Annotated in this window: 14 protein-coding genes; 8 read left to right on the top strand and 6 right to left on the bottom strand. The window is 43.7% G+C overall.

Going from position 1 to position 18,708, the window contains the following annotated elements:
* Positions 1 to 26 precede the first annotated feature (26 nt).
* On the bottom strand, positions 27 to 2,339 hold the full coding sequence (locus tag AB2J24_RS10990; RefSeq protein WP_367385508.1) for a cache domain-containing protein: 2,313 nt from the start codon (positions 2,337 to 2,339) through the stop codon (positions 27 to 29).
* Positions 2,340 to 2,686: 347 nt separating this feature from the next.
* Here AB2J24_RS10990 and AB2J24_RS10985 point away from each other — a divergent pair, with 347 nt between their 5' ends.
* From AB2J24_RS10985 to AB2J24_RS10950, 8 genes are all read left to right on the top strand, one after another.
* Positions 2,687 to 3,655, top strand: coding sequence for a TAXI family TRAP transporter solute-binding subunit (locus AB2J24_RS10985; RefSeq protein ID WP_174244252.1), 969 nt, complete (start codon positions 2,687 to 2,689; stop codon positions 3,653 to 3,655).
* Positions 3,656 to 3,737: 82 nt separating this feature from the next.
* Positions 3,738 to 6,371: a TRAP transporter permease gene (locus AB2J24_RS10980; RefSeq protein ID WP_367385507.1), complete on the top strand. Its 2,634-nt coding sequence runs from the start codon at positions 3,738 to 3,740 to the stop codon at positions 6,369 to 6,371.
* Positions 6,368 to 6,799, top strand: coding sequence for a universal stress protein (locus AB2J24_RS10975; RefSeq protein WP_367385506.1), 432 nt, complete (start codon positions 6,368 to 6,370; stop codon positions 6,797 to 6,799). Before AB2J24_RS10980 ends, AB2J24_RS10975 begins: the two co-directional genes overlap by 4 nt.
* Before the next feature lie 217 nt (positions 6,800 to 7,016).
* Positions 7,017 to 8,099 carry an ABC transporter ATP-binding protein gene (locus AB2J24_RS10970; RefSeq protein ID WP_367385505.1) on the top strand — a complete coding sequence of 361 codons (1,083 nt, stop codon included), beginning with the start codon at positions 7,017 to 7,019 and terminating at the stop codon, positions 8,097 to 8,099.
* Between the two features lie 26 nt (positions 8,100 to 8,125).
* Entirely contained in the window at positions 8,126 to 9,406 is a 1,281-nt protein-coding gene (locus tag AB2J24_RS10965; RefSeq protein ID WP_420883650.1) for an ABC transporter substrate-binding protein, read from the top strand.
* A gap of 75 nt (positions 9,407 to 9,481) precedes the next feature.
* On the top strand, positions 9,482 to 10,360 hold the full coding sequence (locus AB2J24_RS10960) for a carbohydrate ABC transporter permease (RefSeq protein WP_162653963.1): 879 nt from the start codon (positions 9,482 to 9,484) through the stop codon (positions 10,358 to 10,360).
* On the top strand, positions 10,357 to 11,196 hold the full coding sequence (locus tag AB2J24_RS10955) for a carbohydrate ABC transporter permease (protein ID WP_420883645.1): 840 nt from the start codon (positions 10,357 to 10,359) through the stop codon (positions 11,194 to 11,196). Before AB2J24_RS10960 ends, AB2J24_RS10955 begins: the two co-directional genes overlap by 4 nt.
* Positions 11,197 to 11,215: 19 nt before the next feature.
* A complete protein-coding gene (locus tag AB2J24_RS10950; protein WP_367385504.1) occupies positions 11,216 to 12,034 on the top strand; it encodes a sugar phosphate isomerase/epimerase family protein in 819 nt (272 codons plus the stop codon).
* Positions 12,035 to 12,050: 16 nt separating this feature from the next.
* On the opposite strand, the gene AB2J24_RS10945 is transcribed toward AB2J24_RS10950, so the two are convergent.
* The 5 genes from AB2J24_RS10945 to AB2J24_RS10925 form a co-directional block, all read right to left on the bottom strand.
* Positions 12,051 to 13,142, bottom strand: a complete 1,092-nt coding sequence (locus AB2J24_RS10945) for an ABC transporter ATP-binding protein (protein ID WP_367385503.1) — start codon at positions 13,140 to 13,142, stop codon at positions 12,051 to 12,053.
* A gap of 19 nt (positions 13,143 to 13,161) precedes the next feature.
* Entirely contained in the window at positions 13,162 to 14,814 is a 1,653-nt protein-coding gene (locus AB2J24_RS10940; RefSeq protein WP_367385502.1) for an alpha-amylase family glycosyl hydrolase, read from the bottom strand.
* An 11-nt stretch (positions 14,815 to 14,825) separates the two neighbouring features.
* On the bottom strand, positions 14,826 to 15,980 hold the full coding sequence (locus AB2J24_RS10935) for a carbohydrate ABC transporter permease (RefSeq protein WP_367385501.1): 1,155 nt from the start codon (positions 15,978 to 15,980) through the stop codon (positions 14,826 to 14,828).
* Positions 15,980 to 17,194, bottom strand: coding sequence for a carbohydrate ABC transporter permease (locus AB2J24_RS10930; RefSeq protein ID WP_367385500.1), 1,215 nt, complete (start codon positions 17,192 to 17,194; stop codon positions 15,980 to 15,982). The genes AB2J24_RS10935 and AB2J24_RS10930 overlap by 1 nt, the downstream gene beginning before the upstream one ends.
* A 98-nt stretch (positions 17,195 to 17,292) precedes the next feature.
* Positions 17,293 to 18,558, bottom strand: a complete 1,266-nt coding sequence (locus tag AB2J24_RS10925; protein WP_367385554.1) for an ABC transporter substrate-binding protein — start codon at positions 18,556 to 18,558, stop codon at positions 17,293 to 17,295.
* Between the last annotated feature and the right edge of the window lie 150 nt (positions 18,559 to 18,708).

Here is an 18,708-nt window from a genome sequence, read left to right as displayed (position 1 = left end):
TATCTCAATGAAGTTTGTCCAATGCACTAGTTTAAACTTGCAATCGGAATTGTGAAGCAAAACTTAGATCGCCCATTTTCTTTGGGTTCATACCATATTGTGCCGTTGTTTGCTTCGATGAGCGTGCGGCTAAGAGATAGCCCTAATCCCATGCCATCTTTCTTGCTACTCTCAAACTGGGCAAATAAATCAACTTCTGGGTCGATACCAGGTCCTGTATCGATGACATGTACTTCGATAAAATTGCCCGCACGTGCTGTTTCTATGCTTATCTCTCTTACATCCAGGTCTACCACGTCGACCGCTTCAATAGCATTGCGTGTTAAATTCATGATGACTTGTGCAATTTGAACTCTATTACCGAAAACATTTGGATTTTTTTTAGCAACAAATGAAATAGCAACTCCGTGTTCCCGTGCCTCGGGATTCAGCAATTGCAATGTTTGCTCCAAGAGCTCTGTAATACTGAAACTTGCCTGCTGACCTTCGTCTTTACGAACTAGACCGCGAAGGGCACGTATTATTTCAGCGCCATGGTGTGCTTGTCGGTCCATGTCCTGCAAGATGTCTACCAGTTCCGGGTCAGGTTTCGTCTGCTCTTTCACGGTCAGAAGTGCAGCGTCTACATTCTGAGTTATTGACGTTAAAGGCTGGTTCAGTTCATGAGCTAAACCTTCTGCCATCTGTCCCATCATATTTACCCTCGCAAAATGGGATAGATCTCTACTTAGATCACTAATTTTGGATTCTGCTGTTTTCTGTTCCGTTTTATCATCCATTGTAGCAACCGCATACATCGGTTTACCCAGTTGATCCCGAATTAGAATTGCGTTGACTTGTAACCAGATTACATCACCATTTTTTCGGACATATCGTTTCTCCTGGTTATACTCATAGCCATTATTCATTATGTTTTGGAAGGAAGTGTAGGTATCAGCATCTTCTGCATGCAATATGTCTGAGATGGACATTTCAACCATTTCTTCCATACTGAAGCCCAAAATTTCAGCCAACTGGGAGTTTACGCGAATAAATCTTCCGTCTTTTGGAGAAATTTGTGCCATACCCCGAGAGGCGAGTGCAAAAGTGTGCCCATATACACGTTCAAATGTTTTTCTTTGAGCTATCTCATTAGCAAGAGTTTCACTTGCCTCTTCTAATTCAGGATAGGTTTCGAGCTTGATTTCAGATCTGGTTAGTTTTCCACTCGCCAACAATCCTGCCCTAGCAGCGAAATCACGAATTGGCTGATTGATTTTGTTGGCAATTTTCAGGCCAATTAGCCCGGTCGTTAAAGCTATGAAAATAGCAATCCAGATATTGCGTGTTCTATTTTCCTCAATACCGCCAATAAAATCACTTAGCGGAGCGTAAATCGCGATTGACCAAGGCAAGTCATGAATATGGCCAGGTATTAGGATAGACGCAAATTTGCCGTCATTATATATAAATTCAGACTCGATTTCTTGCTTGGAACCGACATCGTTCAAATTCGGTAGATTACCAAAGGCCTTCCTGGCAACTAAATCTTCGATCTCATCGATATTGACGAATTCAAGAGCACCAGAACTACCATTCACTTTGATTAGATCAGATTTCGGATGTGCAATCACGTTTCTATCGCTTGAAAGCGCCATCGCTACGCCGGTTTGCCCAATCTCAAGATTGGATAGAAATCCAGATATTTCGTCAATTTCAATATCAACGCCAATAGCTCCCTTTAACTGATCGTTAGAAGAGATTACGGGCGTGGCGGCGGTAATTCCTGGGCGCTGGGATGAAAAGAATATGTAAGGCGCGGTCCAAATAAAGCTTCGCTCACTCTTAACGCCTCGATACCAAGGCCTGCCTCGCGGGTCAAACCTATCAGTTTTGTCAATCTCATATTTTACGATCTTATAATTTTTATCTCTCCAGACCAGTTCAGTTGAGATCGTGTCTTCATCACGGTGTACGATCTTTGTGCGAAATTCCGCATGTATTTCACTTCGCATCACATAGACAAAATTTCCCTGTTCATCTCCGTAATACATACCCGAAAATTGTGGCACAACTTGCATTTGTTGGAAGAGTAACTTTTCTAGTTCTATGGGGTCTGAGTTTGATACCAGGTTATTTTCTATGAGCCGTTTGGCAAGATTTGTGGCTCGAACTGCAGGCTCTAAAAAACCTCTAGAATACTCCTTTGAGCTTTGACCTACTTCACTAATCAACGCTGTTGCGTGGTCAAGCAATACACGCTCTGATGAGATATAGTTAAAGGAAACAACCGAAAGAACGGCTACGAATTGCAAACCTGACAGCCAAATTGCAAGTATCGCACCAAGTGAAAATTTCATTAATTTATGTCCTTTGGGTGCTTCCAATCATAAGTATATTCCAATTTAAGTTCCTATTTTATGCAAGAAAACAAATACTTAAATTTATTCACTTCTGATTTTTGCAATTTCATAACCGCTAGGAATAATTATCTTTTAGTTGTCTGTAAACTATTTTGAGCATTCTAAACTCGGCATAGGTAATGACGCGTATAGACACCATTTTGTTCCAATGTGATCTTCTTGGGAAGCAGGGAGGTTGAAATTTCATTCATAATAGTGAAATCTAGTTTTGTCATTTGCTGACTAAATTAGAGAACCCTCGCTTTAACCTGCGAAATGAGAATGTAATTTATCGGGAGACAATAATGGTCAATAAATTAAAAATGCTAACAGCTGCACTTGCTCTGGGCTCCATGATGGGCACAACAGTGGTTGCTGAAGAATTCATCACCATTGGTACAGGCGGTGTTACAGGTGTTTATTACCCAACTGGTGGCGCAATTTGCCGTCTGGTTAATAAAGGTCGTAAAGATCACGGTATCCGTTGTTCAGTAGAATCAACTGGTGGTTCTGTTTATAACATCAACACAATTCGCGAAGGTGAGTTGGAGTTTGGTGTTGCGCAATCTGATTGGCAGTATCACGCTTATAACGGTACGTCTAAATTTGCTGATGCAGGTAAATTTGAAGAGCTACGCGCTGTATTCTCAGTACACCCTGAGCCGTTTACAGTTGTTGCGCGCGCAGATGCTGGCATCAAAACCTTTGATGACCTTAAAGGTAAACGCGTAAATATCGGAAATCCAGGTTCTGGACAACGCGGTACAATGGAAGTTCTTCTTGACGCAAAAGGCTGGACAACAGCTGATTTTGCTTTGGCAACGGAGTTAAAAGCAGCAGAACAATCTGCAGCGCTTTGTGATAACCAAATTGATGCAATGGTTTATACTGTTGGTCACCCATCTGGTTCTATCCAAGAAGCAACAACAGCTTGTGACAGTGTTCTTGTGACAGTTGACGGAAGTGAAGTCGAAGGTCTAATCGGCGATAATCCTTTCTACCGTTCAGCAACAATTCCCGGTAAAATGTACCGTGGCAATGATGCTGACACTATGACATTTGGTGTTGGTGCGACATTCGTATCTTCAACTGCTGTTTCAGAAGAAGCTGTTTACACTGTTGTAAAATCAGTGATGGAAAACATTGAAGATTTCAGAAAGCTACACCCAGCTTTTGCTAATCTTGAGCCTAAAGACATGGCAACTGCTGGTTTGTCTGCACCTCTTCATCCTGGTGCTGCCAAATATTACAAAGAAGCAGGCCTGATCGAATAGGTCAAAATATCGGGGAGGGCAGAATGCCCTCCTTTTTTATTTGGTTATATAATTATCCATGGGTAGTCGAGGGGACAGCACAATGGTAAATAGTGGAACTGAAAATCGCGCACTTAGTGAGGAAGAGCTTCAGGAACTCGTCGCAGCATCTGATGCCGGAGCAAGATCGCCACATGGCGCTGTTGGGACATTCTTGGCAGTCGTTGCCGTAATCTGGTCGGTCTTTCAGGTCATTTTAGCATCACCGTTAGCCAACTATGTTTTGCCGGGCGATATTATAAACAATTCGCGCCAATTACATCTAGGATTTGCTATTTTTCTAGCTTTCATGGCTTACCCTGCATTAAAATCCAGTCCGCGTCATTTCATTCCTATCCAGGATTGGATCATGGCGATACTGGCTACCTTCATTGCGCTTTACGGATTTATTTTTTATCAAAAAATCGTCAATGCAGGTGGTCTTGCGGATGATATAGATAAGTGGTTTGCGCTCGCTGGGATGCTTTTATTGTTTGAAGCTGCACGTCGCGCGCTTGGTCCCGCAATGGCTATTATCGCAACAATATTCCTGGCCTATGTATTCTTCGGATCATCAGAGATCGTACCCGATGTCATTCGCTGGAAAGGCGCATCGTTGAAAAAGGCCATGAGCCATATGTGGATCACATCAGAGGGTGTATTTGGTATCGCTCTTGGTGTTTCTACGAAGTTTGTATTCTTGTTCGTGCTGTTTGGTGCTCTGCTAGATAAAGCGGGTGCAGGTAATTATTTCATTAAGATGGCGTTCGGCGCTTTAGGGCACCTTAAAGGTGGCCCGGCTAAAGCTGCCGTTGTGGGTTCCGCCGCAACTGGCCTGATTTCAGGTTCATCTATCGCAAACGTTGTTACAACTGGCACATTTACAATTCCTCTAATGAAGCGTGTTGGCTTCTCATCTGAAAAAGCTGGTGCCGTTGAAGTAGCCAGCTCTGTTAATGGTCAAATTATGCCACCGGTGATGGGTGCTGCCGCCTTCTTGATGGTTGAATATGTGGGTATTTCCTATGTGGAAGTAATCACCCATGCATTCTTACCAGCAACAATTTCCTACATCGCGTTGGTGTATATCGTTCATTTGGAAGCTGTTAAGTCCAACATGCCGACATTGGGTAATCGTGTTGTTTCCATGGGCCGTACAATCGGCGGTATGGCACTGTTCTTTGCTGGCTTTGCGGGGCTTTGTTATGGTGTGCAATATCCTATCAAATGGATTACATCTCTGTTCCCGGCAGGTTCTGGTGGTATTTTATCTATCTTGGTATTTGCCGCCTATGTAGCACTGTTATGGCTCGCAGCCAAAGTGCCAGACTTAGTGCCAGATGATCCGAATGCCAAAGAAGTTGAGTTGCCTGTTGTTGCTGAAATATACAAAGCTGGGCTCTACTATTTGTTGCCTATCATTGTTCTTGTTTACTTTCTTATGATAGAACAAAAGTCTCCAGGCCTATCAGCTTTCTGGGCGACAACTCTTTTGTTTGTAATTCTACTTACTCAGAAGCCGTTAAAGTCGATTTTTCGGGGCGAGAATAAAACCGCAAATGCGTTCAAGCAGGGTGTAGTTGATCTAATTGAAGGATTGATTGACGGCGCTCGCAACATGATCGGTATTGGTCTTGCGACTGCTACGGCCGGTGTTATTGTCGGAACTGTTACATTAACAGGTGTTGGGCAAGTTATGGCTGACCTTGTTGAGTTCCTGTCAGGTGGCAATCTTATTCTGATGCTGGTCTTGGTTGGCTTGTTAAGCCTCGTGCTTGGTATGGGTCTACCGACAACGGCAAACTACATTGTTGTTTCATCATTGATGGCAGGTGTTGTGGTTGAATTGGGCGCACAGTCTGGATTGATTGTTCCGTTAATTGCTGTTCATCTGTTTGTCTTCTACTTCGGAATTATGGCAGATGTTACTCCGCCTGTAGGGCTAGCCAGTTTTGCCGCCGCTGCGGTATCTGGCGGCGATGCAATTAAAACCGGTTTTGCCGCATTCTTCTATTCGCTTAGAACTGTTGCATTGCCGTTCGTCTTTATCTTCAATACTGATTTATTGTTGATTGATGTGAGCTTAACGCAAGGGATACTTGTCTTTATCATAGCCTCGATAGCGATACTGGTCTTTACTGCCGGCACGATGGGATGGTTTGTTACCAAAAGCCGTATGTATGAGAGCGTAGCTCTTATTCTAATTGCATTTATCTTATTCCGTCCGGATTTTGTGATGGATCGATTGCAACCTCCATTTGCCAATATTGAGCCCAAACAGCTCAGTAGTGCTCTTGATACTGCAACGCCGGGGCAAGAACTTAGAATGGTCGTCTCTGGACCTGATTTTGACACGGGTAAGAACAAGGATACAACGCTTGTTCTGACTGTTGAAGGAGAAGGAAGCGGTGCAGAACGCCTTGAGCAAACGGGGTTAGTTCTGATCGAGGAAGGCGATGTTGTGAAAATGGATGAACCTTCGTTTAGTTCGCCATTTGCAGAGAGCCTTGGCAGCTTTGACTTCTATCTTGATGAGCCCGTCATAATTAAGAGTATACAGGCTCCATCAGCTCAATCTCCGAAGGAGTTGGTTTTCATTCCAGCCCTCATTCTATTGTTCTTGATAGCTTGGATACAAAGTAGACGTCAGAAATCAAACCCTCATAAATTTAACGATGAAGTGGGAGAAACAGCATGACCAATTCCGTACTTTGTGCCATAGATATCAGCCACCCTGGTGAAGATGTAAATGTTCTCAAAAAGGCAGCTCAACTTGCTGTCATGGAGGATGCGCAGCTAGATGTTATTACTGTGGTGCCCGACTACGGCACCAGTCTTGTTGGTGGCTTTTTTAGTGAAGAACATCACGATCAGATGATGGACGAGGCTAAAAAACAGCTAAACGATCAAGTAACTGGCGTGTTAGGTGAAGATAAAAATTCTAAAGTGCGCCATGTCATTGCATTTGGTAAAACTTATGAAGAGGTGCTTAAAACAGCTAAAGCTGCCGGCTCCTCGCTTATTGTTGTTGGTGCGCATAAGCCGGATTTTGCTGATTATCTATTGGGTCCCAATGCCGCTCGCATTGTTCGCCATTCAACATGTTCGGTCTATGTGGTGAGATAAGTAAACCCACATAACTATTATTTATTCCAACACCTGAATGCTAAGCGTGACTATACGTTTTATGCATTCAGGTGTTTTATTTTCTGCAAAATTACGCGTTCATTCAAACATTCACAAAACTGAAATACTATTGTCATGCTAATGGCATGCAAGCATATCTATAAACCTCCAAGTAATTGCAATGCAAACCTAGTGTTTGATAATCTTGGTGTTTTGGATGATGAACAAAGATGGCTTGATTTTACATGATCTTGTGAAGTCATTTGATGACCAACTTGCTGTCGATGATATATCTCTCAATATTCCCAAGGGTAAACTTACTGTACTGCTAGGCCCGTCAGGATGCGGCAAGTCAACTCTTCTTCGAATGATTGCCGGATTTGAGGCCCCAGATCGTGGTAAAATCTATATTGGTGAAAAGCAGATAGATATCTTGCCATCATCAATGCGCGATATCTCAATGGTGTTTCAATCTTACGCTCTTTTTCCGCATATGAGCGTTGCGGATAATATCCTGTTTGGTCTGCAAGTTCGTAAAACATCAAACGCTGAGCAGGCAGAACGACTGCAGAAGGTGTCTCAACTCATGGGATTAACTGAATTGCAGGAGCGTAAACCATCACAATTATCTGGTGGTCAACAACAACGTGTAGCACTTGCACGGGCTGTTATTAGTGAGCGGCCGGTCTGCCTTATGGATGAACCGCTCTCAAATTTAGATGCGAAGCTACGCCATGAAATGCGAACAGAGATCAGACGTTTGCAGCAGCAACTTAAACTAACCATGGTTTATGTTACCCACGATCAGGTTGAAGCTATCACGATGGCAGATCAGATTGTTTTAATCAACAAAGGCCGAATTGAACAAGTTGGTTCGCCTAAAGAGATTTATAGTCAACCTGCCAGCGTGTTTGCCGCCCGTTTTATCGGTTCCCCACCTATGAATTTGATTCCTGCATTGGACATGAATTCGTGCACTTTTCCGAACGGTGAGGTGCCGCTACCAGATGATATTATTTGTGGTGTCCGCCCAGAAGATTTCGAAATTTCGAGCGATTCTGGGTTTGAAGTTGAGATTCTAGACATTGAGTACCAAGGCGCTGATCAACTGCTGAGCTGTCAGATGGGAGCTGCGACAATTGATGTTCGCTTACCTGCGCGTTTGGCGATTAACATAGAGAACAAGCTTAAAATTTCATGGCAGAAAGACGCCTCGCATTTCTTTAACGAGCAAACTGGTCAACGCATCGAACTACCATCAATCCTAACTCTATCCAATAATCTACCATCAAATATCTAAAGGAAATTATTATGATGCCGTCTATGATGAAAAAACTTATTAGCAGCACAGTTCTTGCTGCGTCGCTATTGGCAACACCAGCAATAGCTGTTGATCTAGAATTTTATTTTCCAGTAGCCGTCGGCGGTGCCGCAGCAGATACAATCGAAGATTTGACAAGAAAATACATCGAAATGAACCCTGATGTTAACATCGAGGCAATCTATGCGGGGTCATATAATGACGCATCTGCGAAAGCTATTACAGCTGCACGTGGGGGCAACGCTCCGCAACTTTCTGTTTTGCTTTCAACTGAGATGTTTACATTGATCGATGAAGATCTAATCGAGCCATTTGATGCTTATGTTTCTGATGAAGAGCATAAAACTTGGATTGGTGGATTCTATCCGTCGTTTATGGAGAATAGTCAGACTGGCGGTAAGACTTGGGGTATTCCTTTTCAACGTTCAACTCCGGTTATGTATTGGAACAAAGAAGCTTTTAAAGAAGCGGGACTTGATCCAGAAGTTGCACCTGCAAACTGGGATGAGCTAGTGGAAATGGGCAAAAAACTTACAAAAACAGACGCAAGCGGGAACACGACGCAATGGGGTCTTCGCATACCGACAGCTGGTTTCCCATATTGGTTATTCCAAGGCCTTTCCACGCCTAATGGAGCTATCCTGGCTAATGCTGAGGGTAACAAAACGGCATTCGATACACCAGAAGTTATAGAGGCACTGGAATATCTCGTTGATTTGTCATCTGAGCATAAAATCATGCAATCTGGTTCAATCAATTGGGGTGCCACACCAAAAGCTTTTTTTGAAAAAGAAGCGGCAATCATCTGGACAACAACAGGTAACCTTACAAACATTCGCACTAATGCACCTTTCGAATTTGGTGTTGCAATGTTGCCTGAAAAACAGCGCCGTGGTGCACCAACAGGCGGCGGAAACTTCTATTTGTTTAAAGATGCTTCTGAGGAGCAGAAAAAGGCAGCTGTTGAATTTGTAAAATGGATCACAGCGCCGGAACAAGCAGCAACTTGGTCCATTGCAACAGGTTACGTTGCGCCAAGCGCAGCAGCATGGGAAACAGATGCAATGAAAGCCTATGTTAAAGATGTTCCTGCATCGCTTGTTGCACGTGATCAGCTTGAATTTGCTGTTGCTGAATTATCAACATACGAGAATAAACTTGTATCGAAGATCTTTAACGATGCGCTTGCATCTGCAATTTCTGGCGAGAAAACAGCCGCAGTTGCAATGGCTGAAGCTCAAACAAAAGCAGACGATGTTTTGAAGAAATATCGCACGACAAATTAATCGCAGTTTGTCTTTTATTCAGTACAGGCGGCTCGTTTGGCCGCCTGCATCACTTTCCAGCCAGGTCCTTCTAGAATGAGTAAATACAACAACCAATGGGTATACGCTTGGCTACTTCTGCTGCCTGCTATGATTCTTTTGCTTGGTTTTACTCATATTCCAGCAATAGAAACGTTTATCGATAGTTTTTTCTCCACGGGACGGGGCAGGCGCTCATCTGAATTTGTTGGCTTTGAAAACTATCAGCGTCTGATTGGTGATGAAGTTTTTTTGAGAGTGCTTTGGAATAACTCGATCTACGCTGCGATTACTATACCAGCATCTATAGGCCTTGCGATTGCAATGGCGTTGTTTGTGCACACCCCGCGTAGAGGTGTTGGTTTGCTGCGTATGGCTTATTTTACGCCAACTGTGCTTCCTCTTATTGCCGTCGCCAATATTTGGATATTCTTCTACCTTCCCACGATTGGCTTAATAGATCAGATTAGAGCTCTTTTCGGATTTCAAGCACAGAATTGGATAGGGCAACCAGACACTGTTCTTTATACGATGATAGCGGTTGCTGTATGGAAAGAGGCCGGGTTTTTCATGATTTTCTATCTGGCTGCACTACAAGCTATTCCCCAGCCGTTAAGAGAAGCGGCGGCACTGGAAGGAGCAGGCAGATGGACATTTTTTAAACGTGTAACGCTGCCGTTGATTATGCCTACAACTCTGTTTGTATCTGTAAATGCTGTCATTAATGCATTTCGGTTGGTCGATCATATCTTCGTTATGACGCAAGGTGGTCCAAATAACGCTTCTAACCTTCTGTTGTATTACATCTACGATGTTGCATTTGCCTTCTGGGATACCGCCTACGCATCCACACTAACTGTGGTGCTTCTGGCTATTCTGTCTCTCATGGCGATCGGGCAATTCTTCCTTTTTGATCGCAAGGTGCATTATAAATGAGGTATTCTTTAAACCAGTCGGCTCGTCGATTTGATTTTGATCGCCTGTTGTTTTGTTTTGGAGCTTGGTCACTTGCAATCATGTGGGCATTACCCCTGCTTTATGCTGTTTGGACCGCATTTCATCCTGCTGCATTTGAAACCAGATTTGAGTTATTTGCACCTTTAACATTAGAGAACTTTGAAAAGGCGTGGGCTCAAGCACCGTTTGGGACGTATTATATAAACACGATCTTGTTGGTAACGAGTATTCTTTTAGCTCAGTTGGTATTGGGCACCTTGGCCGCATTTGCGTTTGCACGGATGAGTTTTCCAGGCAAAAATATATTATTCGGATTGGTCTTGCTTCAGCTTATGGTCATGCCTGATATTTTGATAGTCGAAAACTACCAAACCATGAAAATGCTAGGCCTGGTAGATACAATACTGGCTATTGGTTTGCCTTATATGGCATCTGGGTTTTGCATCTTCCTGCTCAGGCAAACATTTATGACGATCCCAACAGAATTGGATGAGGCCGCTCGCATCGAGGGAGCTTCAATATTTACCATTCTTCGTAGGGTTTATGTTCCGCTTGCCAAACCAACTTATCTTGCTTTTGGCCTGGTATCTGTCAGCGCGCATTGGAACAACTTTGTTTGGCCATTAATTATCACCAATTCGGTTGAAACAAGACCATTAACCGTTGGTCTTTCGATCTTTGCAACAACTGACTCTGGCACAGAATGGTCTATCATTAATGCTGCAACTCTTATTACGTCTGGTCCTTTATTGATCGGATTTATACTGTTTCAGCGACAGTTTGTGCAAAGCTTTATGCGTGCTGGCATCAAATAGATATGGAAAGAGAAATATTATGACGCTTCCTGTTTTAGGTGTGGCAACAAATTTGATAAATTTCGACCAAATTAGTGACTGGATACTGGAAAAGAACCGAGATATCGAGATACAGGATTTCATTGTGGCTCGGCAACTTGATGCGATGAGCGATGACGTTATTAATGGCTACAAAAAGCGGCTAGAAAACCATAGTGGGCGAGTTGGCATACACGGTCCGTTCATAAATCTCGATATCACTGCGGTTGATCCAGAAATTGGCGCCGTTACAACAAAACGCCTCTTACAAGGATTGGATGCATGTGAGAAGTTAGGTGCAACGCATATGGTCGTTCACTCACCATTCAGTGCATGGCTTAGCCTCAATGAACTTAACATGCCAGACATCAAACGTCAGATGTTTGAAGCTGCTCAAGATATACTTACGCCCTGCTTGAAACGTTGTGATGAAATCGGCTGTATGATGGTTCTTGAGAACATTGACGATACGAATCCTATGTTACGTAGCGATCTAGTTCAATCTTTTAAGAGTGATTTGTTCAAATTATCAATCGATACAGGGCATGCGCAGCTATCACATGCAAACAACAATGCCCCTGCTGTTGTTGACTTCATTATCTCAGCTGGAGAATTGTTAGGGCATATCCATCTACAGGATGTCGATGGTTACGCGGATCGGCATTGGCATCCGGGTGAGGGGATAATTCCATGGGCACCCGTTTTCAATGAACTATCCAAAATTGATGCTAATCCCCGATTAATATTGGAACCGAAGGATCGATATGATCAGCTGCCACAGTGCGTCAATCGACTAGAAGAGCAAGGTTTGGCGCAATAAGTACTAAAACCTAGTACTATTTCCGATAATAAAGTGACTGACCATTATGGAAAACTTGCACTTTTTCAGGTGCGGCTGACACGCGTACAGTTTTGCCACGGAGGTCCCCATGAATTCCTGGAAGTTTACCGATCACAGAGTTATCATCACCGTTATTTTCGAAATATAATAAAGTTACTTCACCTAAAGCTTCGGTGATTTTTACTTTACCTTCGTAGATATGTTCGTCTGTCGTCTCGATCATATCTTCTGGCCTAATGCCGATATTGACTTTTAGACCTTTGTCTTCCGCTTTTGTTGTTATAGCGGAAATTGCCGTGCCGCCGCCGTCTAATTTAATGGTCGTTTGATTACCTGTTTTAACTATCTCGCCGGACAGCAAATTCATAGCTGGAGAGCCAATGAACTGTGCCACAAATTCATTTTCTGGCCGTTCGTAGAGCTCTAACGGTGTGCCGACTTGAGCAATGCCCTTGTTTGCCAACACGACAATTCTAGTGGCTAAAGTCATCGCTTCAACCTGATCATGCGTGACATAAATCATTGTGCTTTCAGGCATAGATTCTTTAAGCTGTGCAATCTCAATGCGCGTTGCAACGCGCAGCGCTGCATCTAAGTTGGAGAGTGGTTCATCAAACAGATAGACTTTTGGGTCCCGTACGATGGATCGACCTATTGCCACACGTTGCCTTTGCCCACCAGACAGGGCTTTGGGCAAACGATCGAGATACTCCTCCAGCTGCAATGTCTTTGCTGTTCGCGTAATCGCTTCATCGATTTCTACTTGGGGCTTTTTAGCTAATTTCAAGGCGAAAGACATGTTTTCGCGTACAGTCATATGTGGATATAACGCATAGGACTGAAACACCATGGCGATACCCCGCTGCGCAGGTGGAATATCATTGACAACATCACCACCGATTTCGAGTGTTCCTGCTGTAATTTTTTCTAATCCAGCAATCATTCTAAGTAACGTGGATTTACCACAACCAGACGGTCCAACAAAAACAATCAGTTCGCCTTGTTTGATATCGAGATTTATATCGTTCAGGACATTGACTGCCCCTCCGTAGGTTTTTCCTACACTTGTTAATTTTACGTCCGTCATGGTGTAATCCTTTCAGATCCTAATGCTCACGTTTTTGCCCGATATAAACCTGCCAGGGTCCCAGATGAATTTTGTTGCCAACTGCAGTTTGTACACAACCTAATTCTTCACCCATAGGTGTCCATTCACCAGCAGGCAGTATGAATTCAGATGGTGTATCACTAAGATTAAATGCGCATTGGATGGATTGACCATCCAGATGCCGAGTAAATGAAACGATACATCCATCGGTGTTCAGATTATCGTGTTCACCCAAAGCAAGAACAGGTTTGGTTTGTCGAAACTGAATTGCTTTTCGATAATGATGCAAAATTGCATTTGGATCATTTTCCTGTGCATCTACCGACATATTTAGATGTTCGTGAGCAACAGGAAGCCAAGGTTTTCCTTCCGAAAAGCCACCATTTTGGTTACTTGTCTGCCACACCATTGGTGTACGACAACCATCACGACCTTTAAATTCCGGCCAAAATTCTATACCATACGGATCTTGGATATCACCAAAATCTACATCTGCCTCGGGAAGACCAAGCTCTTCACCTTGGTATAGGCAAACCGAGCCACGCATGCACATAATTAGGGTAGCAAATGTTTTTTGAGCGTCTGTCGAGAGGTTCCAACGTGATGCATGACGCTGTACATCATGATTGGAGAATGCCCAGCAAGCCCAACCATCAGCGGCAACATCATCGACCTTCTTCAAAACTTTCACGACCAAATCCGCTGATGGTTGATCTTGCGCGAGAAACTCGAAGGCGTAACACATCTGCATTAAGTCATTACCAGCGGTATACTGTCCTAATATCTCTAACCCAAATTGTGCATCACCAACTTCGCCAACCGCAGCAGCACCAAATGGTTCCATGACTGAACGTAAACGCCGCAAAAAGTTCAAATTTTCAGGTCTGTTTTTATCGTATAGGTGGTTTTGATGATTGTATGGATTTACAGATGGAGCGATAGTTGCGTTGCGTTCTTCAATTGGTAACGCTGGATTATCTCTCAGCTCAGCATCATGGAAATAGAAATTAATCGTATCCAGACGAAACCCATCAACACCACGATTAAGCCAAAAATTTGCCACATCAAGCAACGCATCCTGAACCTCAACATTATGAAAATTGAGGTCTGGTTGAGAAGCCAGGAAGTTATGCATGTAATATTGTTCGCGCCGTCCATCCCATTGCCAAGCTGGACCACCAAATATTGAAAGCCAATTTGTGGGAGGTGTACCATCCGGTTTTGGATCAGCCCATACATACCAATCCTGTTTTGAATTAGTTTTATTTTTGCGGCTTTCTGCAAACCAGGCATGTTGCTCACTGGTATGGCTCAACACAAGATCAATCATCACGCGAATGCCATGATTGTGGGCTGCGTTGACGATCGCATCGAAATCTGACAATGAACCGAACATTGGATCTACGTCGCAATAATCACTTACATCATAACCAAAATCTTTCATTGGCGATGTAAAGAATGGAGATATCCAAATCGCATCAACCCCCAATGACGCGATGTATGGCATGCGCTGCACAACACCTGCCAAATCACCAACCCCATCTCCATTACTATCCTGATAGCTACGTGGATAAATTTGATAGATGACAGCACCACGCCACCAATCTTTATTAGTTGCGTTATCCAACATTGGAGCTACGGCTAAATTCATAATTTTTAATCCTATTTTACTGAACCAGCTAAAAGACCACGCACAAGGTATTTTTGCATTGCAAAGAACACCAAGAGCGGAACAGCTATTGAAACAAAGGCGGCGGTCGCAAGAATTTCCCAGTTGCCACCACGTGTACCCAGAAGCTCTACAATCTGATTGGTCATGACGGTGGTTTCGCCAGTAGCATCGATTAAGAATACCTTTGCAACGAGCAAATCATTCCAAGTCCACAAGAACTGGAATATGGCAAAAGAAGCCAGGGCAGGGAATGATAATGGCAGGATAATCTTCATAAAAATCTGAAAATCAGTCGCACCATCCACACGGGCATTCTCAATAATATCCTTTGGCAACCCAACCATATAATTTCTCAATAAGTAAATCGCCAAGGGCAATCCAAAACCGGTATGAGCAAGCCAAACTCCCAGATATCCTTTCCCGATACCAATACCCAAATGCAGACGCAACAGCGGAATTAACGCCAGTTGCAATGGTACAACTAACAAGCCTACGACAACGGCAATAAGGATTGCACGACCTGGGAAATCCATCCAGGCTAGCGCATACGCTGCAAATGCAGCGATAATTATAGGGATAATTGTGGCCGGTATTGTCACTGTTAATGTGTTGAAAAACGCCTTTGCCATACTATCGGTACTATCGCCACTGAAGAGTACATTCTGGTAATTGCCAAATGTAAATTCTGGTGGCGTTGTTGCCGTTACAAAAACACGCTGTCCGCGACCTGTCAGCTCAGTTGGGCTAGTCCAGCGATAGGTGCCATCCGCCTGAACGGTCATGGTCTCGCCATCTTTTAATTCAGCTGTAACACCAGGTATACTGGCGCCAATTGCGCGTGATGAGGTTCCCCAAACGCTAATATTAGCATCACTTGCAGAACCAAAAAGATTGCCTTCTACGATGTATAATCCGTTTTCTAAAACCTGTGCGCCTTCATCATCAGGATCAGCTGCGCGCAATGTCAGGTTCTGCTGAGTGGGAAACATTGATTGCCACCAGCCAGAACCTGAGATTTGATCTGCTGTGCGGAAGGAGGACACAAGCAGGCCAAATGTGGGAAACAGCCACAATAGTACGAGCGCAACGACTGAAATTTGAACAATCCAATTTAGGCTAGATTTGCTTCCAGCTATATTATCCATCACTTCATCTCCTTGCGAGCGTTATAAACATTCCAAATCAGGATTGGGCTAACCAATAACATGATGGTCATTGCAGATGCGGAGCCAACGCCCCAATCATTTGCGCGGAATAGTTTATCGAACATATAGTTGGCCAAAACTTGTGTTTCCCACTGGCCATTGGTCATGGCAAAAACGATGTCGAAAACTTTCAGCACAACTAATGTAATGGTCGTCCAAACCACGACGATTGTTCCTGAAATTTGCGGCATTTTGATTTTGAAAAATACTTGGAACGGGTTTGCACCATCCACAATGGATGCTTCGACAGTTTCTTCCGGTATACCGCGCAGAGCTGCCGACAGAATAACCATTGCAAAGCCAGTTTGAATCCAGATCAAAACCACCATAAGTAGGAATGAGTTCCAACCGGGAATTGTCAACCATGTTTGTGGTTCGCCATATGGATGAGGTGAGGTGAGGGCGCCCCAAGCAAGAGACAGAAATGAATATGCAATATATGCAAGGACAACAATAGCGAGGCCTCGTAAAAGCAAACCACCTTTTTCACGAATTGAATGATATAAGCCATAAGCTAAATAGGCCGTGATTGCTGTTCCGCACAGCATAAGAAGTGCTGGCAATAGCCGCAGGATTAACCATGAACCAACACCACCATTAAATTGTAGCCATACTGCATTTAATACACCGATCTGCGCCTGATCAACGGGTCGGGTATCATAGATAAGCTTGAAGATAACAGCCGCACCGACAAACGAAATTGCCATCGGCATAAAAATAAGGGATTTGGCTATAGATCCCCATTTAATACGATCCGTTAATTGTGCAGCCAACAAACCAAAGGCTGTTGACGCGGCTGGCACGATAATCAGCCACAACATATTGTTACGCATAGCTTCCCAAAACTTAGGTTCGCTGGTCATTTGTTGGTAGTTTGCCAAACCAACAAAAGCACCATCTTGGCTACGATCTGTGAGGGAATACCAGAAGGTAGCAACGACTGGATAAGCTAAGTAAATGCCCAATGCTAGCATGGCAGGCAGCACAAAAAGCCAAGGCCTAATCATATTGGCGCGGTTGATATTGCGACCAGCATGTTTTCCTGTAGCAGGATATATAATCTTATCGAGAATTTGGTTGGATAGGTAAAAGTAGAGAAGACATCCACCAACGCCCAAAAATATCGTAAGTAACCCTTTATATGCAGCTTCCATCAGACACTCCATCCCTATCTAAAGTTTAGCCGTCTGCCTCCACAGTCGGTAAAAAGCGAAACAGCCCCCACATTGAGGGCTGTCTTTAATTGCTCGCCTTACTTCAACGCATCCCAGCTTTTTTGGATACCAGCTGCGACTTCAGACGCATCTTTGCCGCCAGTATAGTCAACCATACCGGTCCAGAAAGTACCTGCGCCAACACCGCCAGGCATTAGATCAGATCCATCAAAACGGAATGTTGTTGCTCCGAGAAGAATTTCGTTCATCTTCGCTGTAGACTTGCTAGAGAATTTTGATGCATCAACACCTTTATGAGGCGTCAAGAACCCTCCAAGAGCCATAAAAATTTCATGCGCAGCAGGAGTTTGAAGATACTTGATCAGATCATGAGCAGCGTCATTTTCGTTTGTGATAGCCCACAATGTGCCTGCACCGAGGACCGGATTACCGAGATCTTTACCCGCGTAAGATGGAAAGTAGAAGAAATCAGCATCTTCACCGACTTCTGTACCTTCGGGGAAAAACGCTGGAATAAACGATGCTTGACGATGCATGTAACATTGTGGAGGAGATGAGAACATACCTTTTGGACTATCGCGGAAATCAGTAGATGCAACAGCGCCAGCACCACCAACAACATATTTATCATTACGTGCGAACGCACCAAATTCGTCGATGGCGGCAATGACAGCTGGATCATCAAATTTCAATTCGTTTGAAACCCACTTATCATACATTTCAGGCGATTGAGTACGAAGCATCATATCTTCGACCCAATCAGTTGCAGGCCACCCAGTTGCTCCACCTGAACCCAGACCAATACACCAAGGCGTGCCACCATCAGCGACAATCTGATCTGTAAGAGCTTTCAGCTCTTCCATCGTTGTCGGCACTTCGTATTCTGCATCCTCAAAGTTTTCCGGATTGTACCAAACCAGTGACTTCACATCGACTTTATAGAAAAATCCATAGAGATTATCTGCACCGTTTTGATCCTTGTATGTACCCAAATCAACCCACGATGAACCAGCTGCATAGTTTTCCTTTACCCAGTCACCAGTTCCATCTTTTAGTGGTGTTAGGAAGCCACGTTTTGCCATGTCTGCGGCTAAACCAGGTTGCGGAAATACTGCAACATTCGGTGACGATCCGGCTTCCGCATCGATCATGATTTGTTGCTCGAAACTATCCGAACCAACATAACGAACATCATGGCCGGATTTTTCAGCAAAGTCACTCAGCACTGTTTCGATGTTTTTTTGGTCTGGTCCAAGCCAAGGGCCAAATACAGTCAACTGTTCAGCTTGAACCGCGGTTCCCAAGAGCATAGTGGCGGCACTAGCCAGTAAAAAATGTTTCATAGTTCCATTCATCAGATTTCCTCCCTTTACACGCCATTAATCATTGTAACAGCATATATTAAATATTTTCAAAGCGCTTTGGCTGGCTCATTATAGCAGTATAATTATAGATTCTGTCAAGTGAGATAATTTCAATATACTTTTCATACA

Origin of the sequence: Lentilitoribacter sp. EG35, assembly GCF_040784015.1 — a bacterium.
Taxonomy (GTDB): domain Bacteria; phylum Pseudomonadota; class Alphaproteobacteria; order Rhizobiales; family Rhizobiaceae; genus Lentilitoribacter.
This window is presented reverse-complemented; position numbering and strand designations above follow the sequence as displayed.

Excerpts from the sequence above, each read along its gene's own strand:
- AB2J24_RS10945 (WP_367385503.1), bottom strand. The coding sequence starts at position 13,142 with ATGACGGACGTAAAATTAACAAGTGTAGGAAAAACCTACGGAGGGGCA.
- AB2J24_RS10990 (WP_367385508.1), bottom strand. The coding sequence starts at position 2,339 with ATGAAATTTTCACTTGGTGCGATACTTGCAATTTGGCTGTCAGGTTTG.
- AB2J24_RS10980 (WP_367385507.1), top strand. The coding sequence starts at position 3,738 with ATGGTAAATAGTGGAACTGAAAATCGCGCACTTAGTGAGGAAGAGCTT.
- AB2J24_RS10975 (WP_367385506.1), top strand. The coding sequence starts at position 6,368 with ATGACCAATTCCGTACTTTGTGCCATAGATATCAGCCACCCTGGTGAA.
- AB2J24_RS10940 (WP_367385502.1), bottom strand. The coding sequence starts at position 14,814 with ATGAATTTAGCCGTAGCTCCAATGTTGGATAACGCAACTAATAAAGAT.
- AB2J24_RS10930 (WP_367385500.1), bottom strand. The coding sequence starts at position 17,194 with ATGGAAGCTGCATATAAAGGGTTACTTACGATATTTTTGGGCGTTGGT.
- AB2J24_RS10970 (WP_367385505.1), top strand. The coding sequence starts at position 7,017 with ATGATGAACAAAGATGGCTTGATTTTACATGATCTTGTGAAGTCATTT.
- AB2J24_RS10925 (WP_367385554.1), bottom strand. The coding sequence starts at position 18,558 with ATGAAACATTTTTTACTGGCTAGTGCCGCCACTATGCTCTTGGGAACC.
- AB2J24_RS10965 (WP_420883650.1), top strand. The coding sequence starts at position 8,126 with ATGAAAAAACTTATTAGCAGCACAGTTCTTGCTGCGTCGCTATTGGCA.
- AB2J24_RS10950 (WP_367385504.1), top strand. The coding sequence starts at position 11,216 with ATGACGCTTCCTGTTTTAGGTGTGGCAACAAATTTGATAAATTTCGAC.
- AB2J24_RS10985 (WP_174244252.1), top strand. The coding sequence starts at position 2,687 with ATGGTCAATAAATTAAAAATGCTAACAGCTGCACTTGCTCTGGGCTCC.
- AB2J24_RS10960 (WP_162653963.1), top strand. The coding sequence starts at position 9,482 with ATGAGTAAATACAACAACCAATGGGTATACGCTTGGCTACTTCTGCTG.
- AB2J24_RS10935 (WP_367385501.1), bottom strand. The coding sequence starts at position 15,980 with ATGGATAATATAGCTGGAAGCAAATCTAGCCTAAATTGGATTGTTCAA.
- AB2J24_RS10955 (WP_420883645.1), top strand. The coding sequence starts at position 10,357 with ATGAGGTATTCTTTAAACCAGTCGGCTCGTCGATTTGATTTTGATCGC.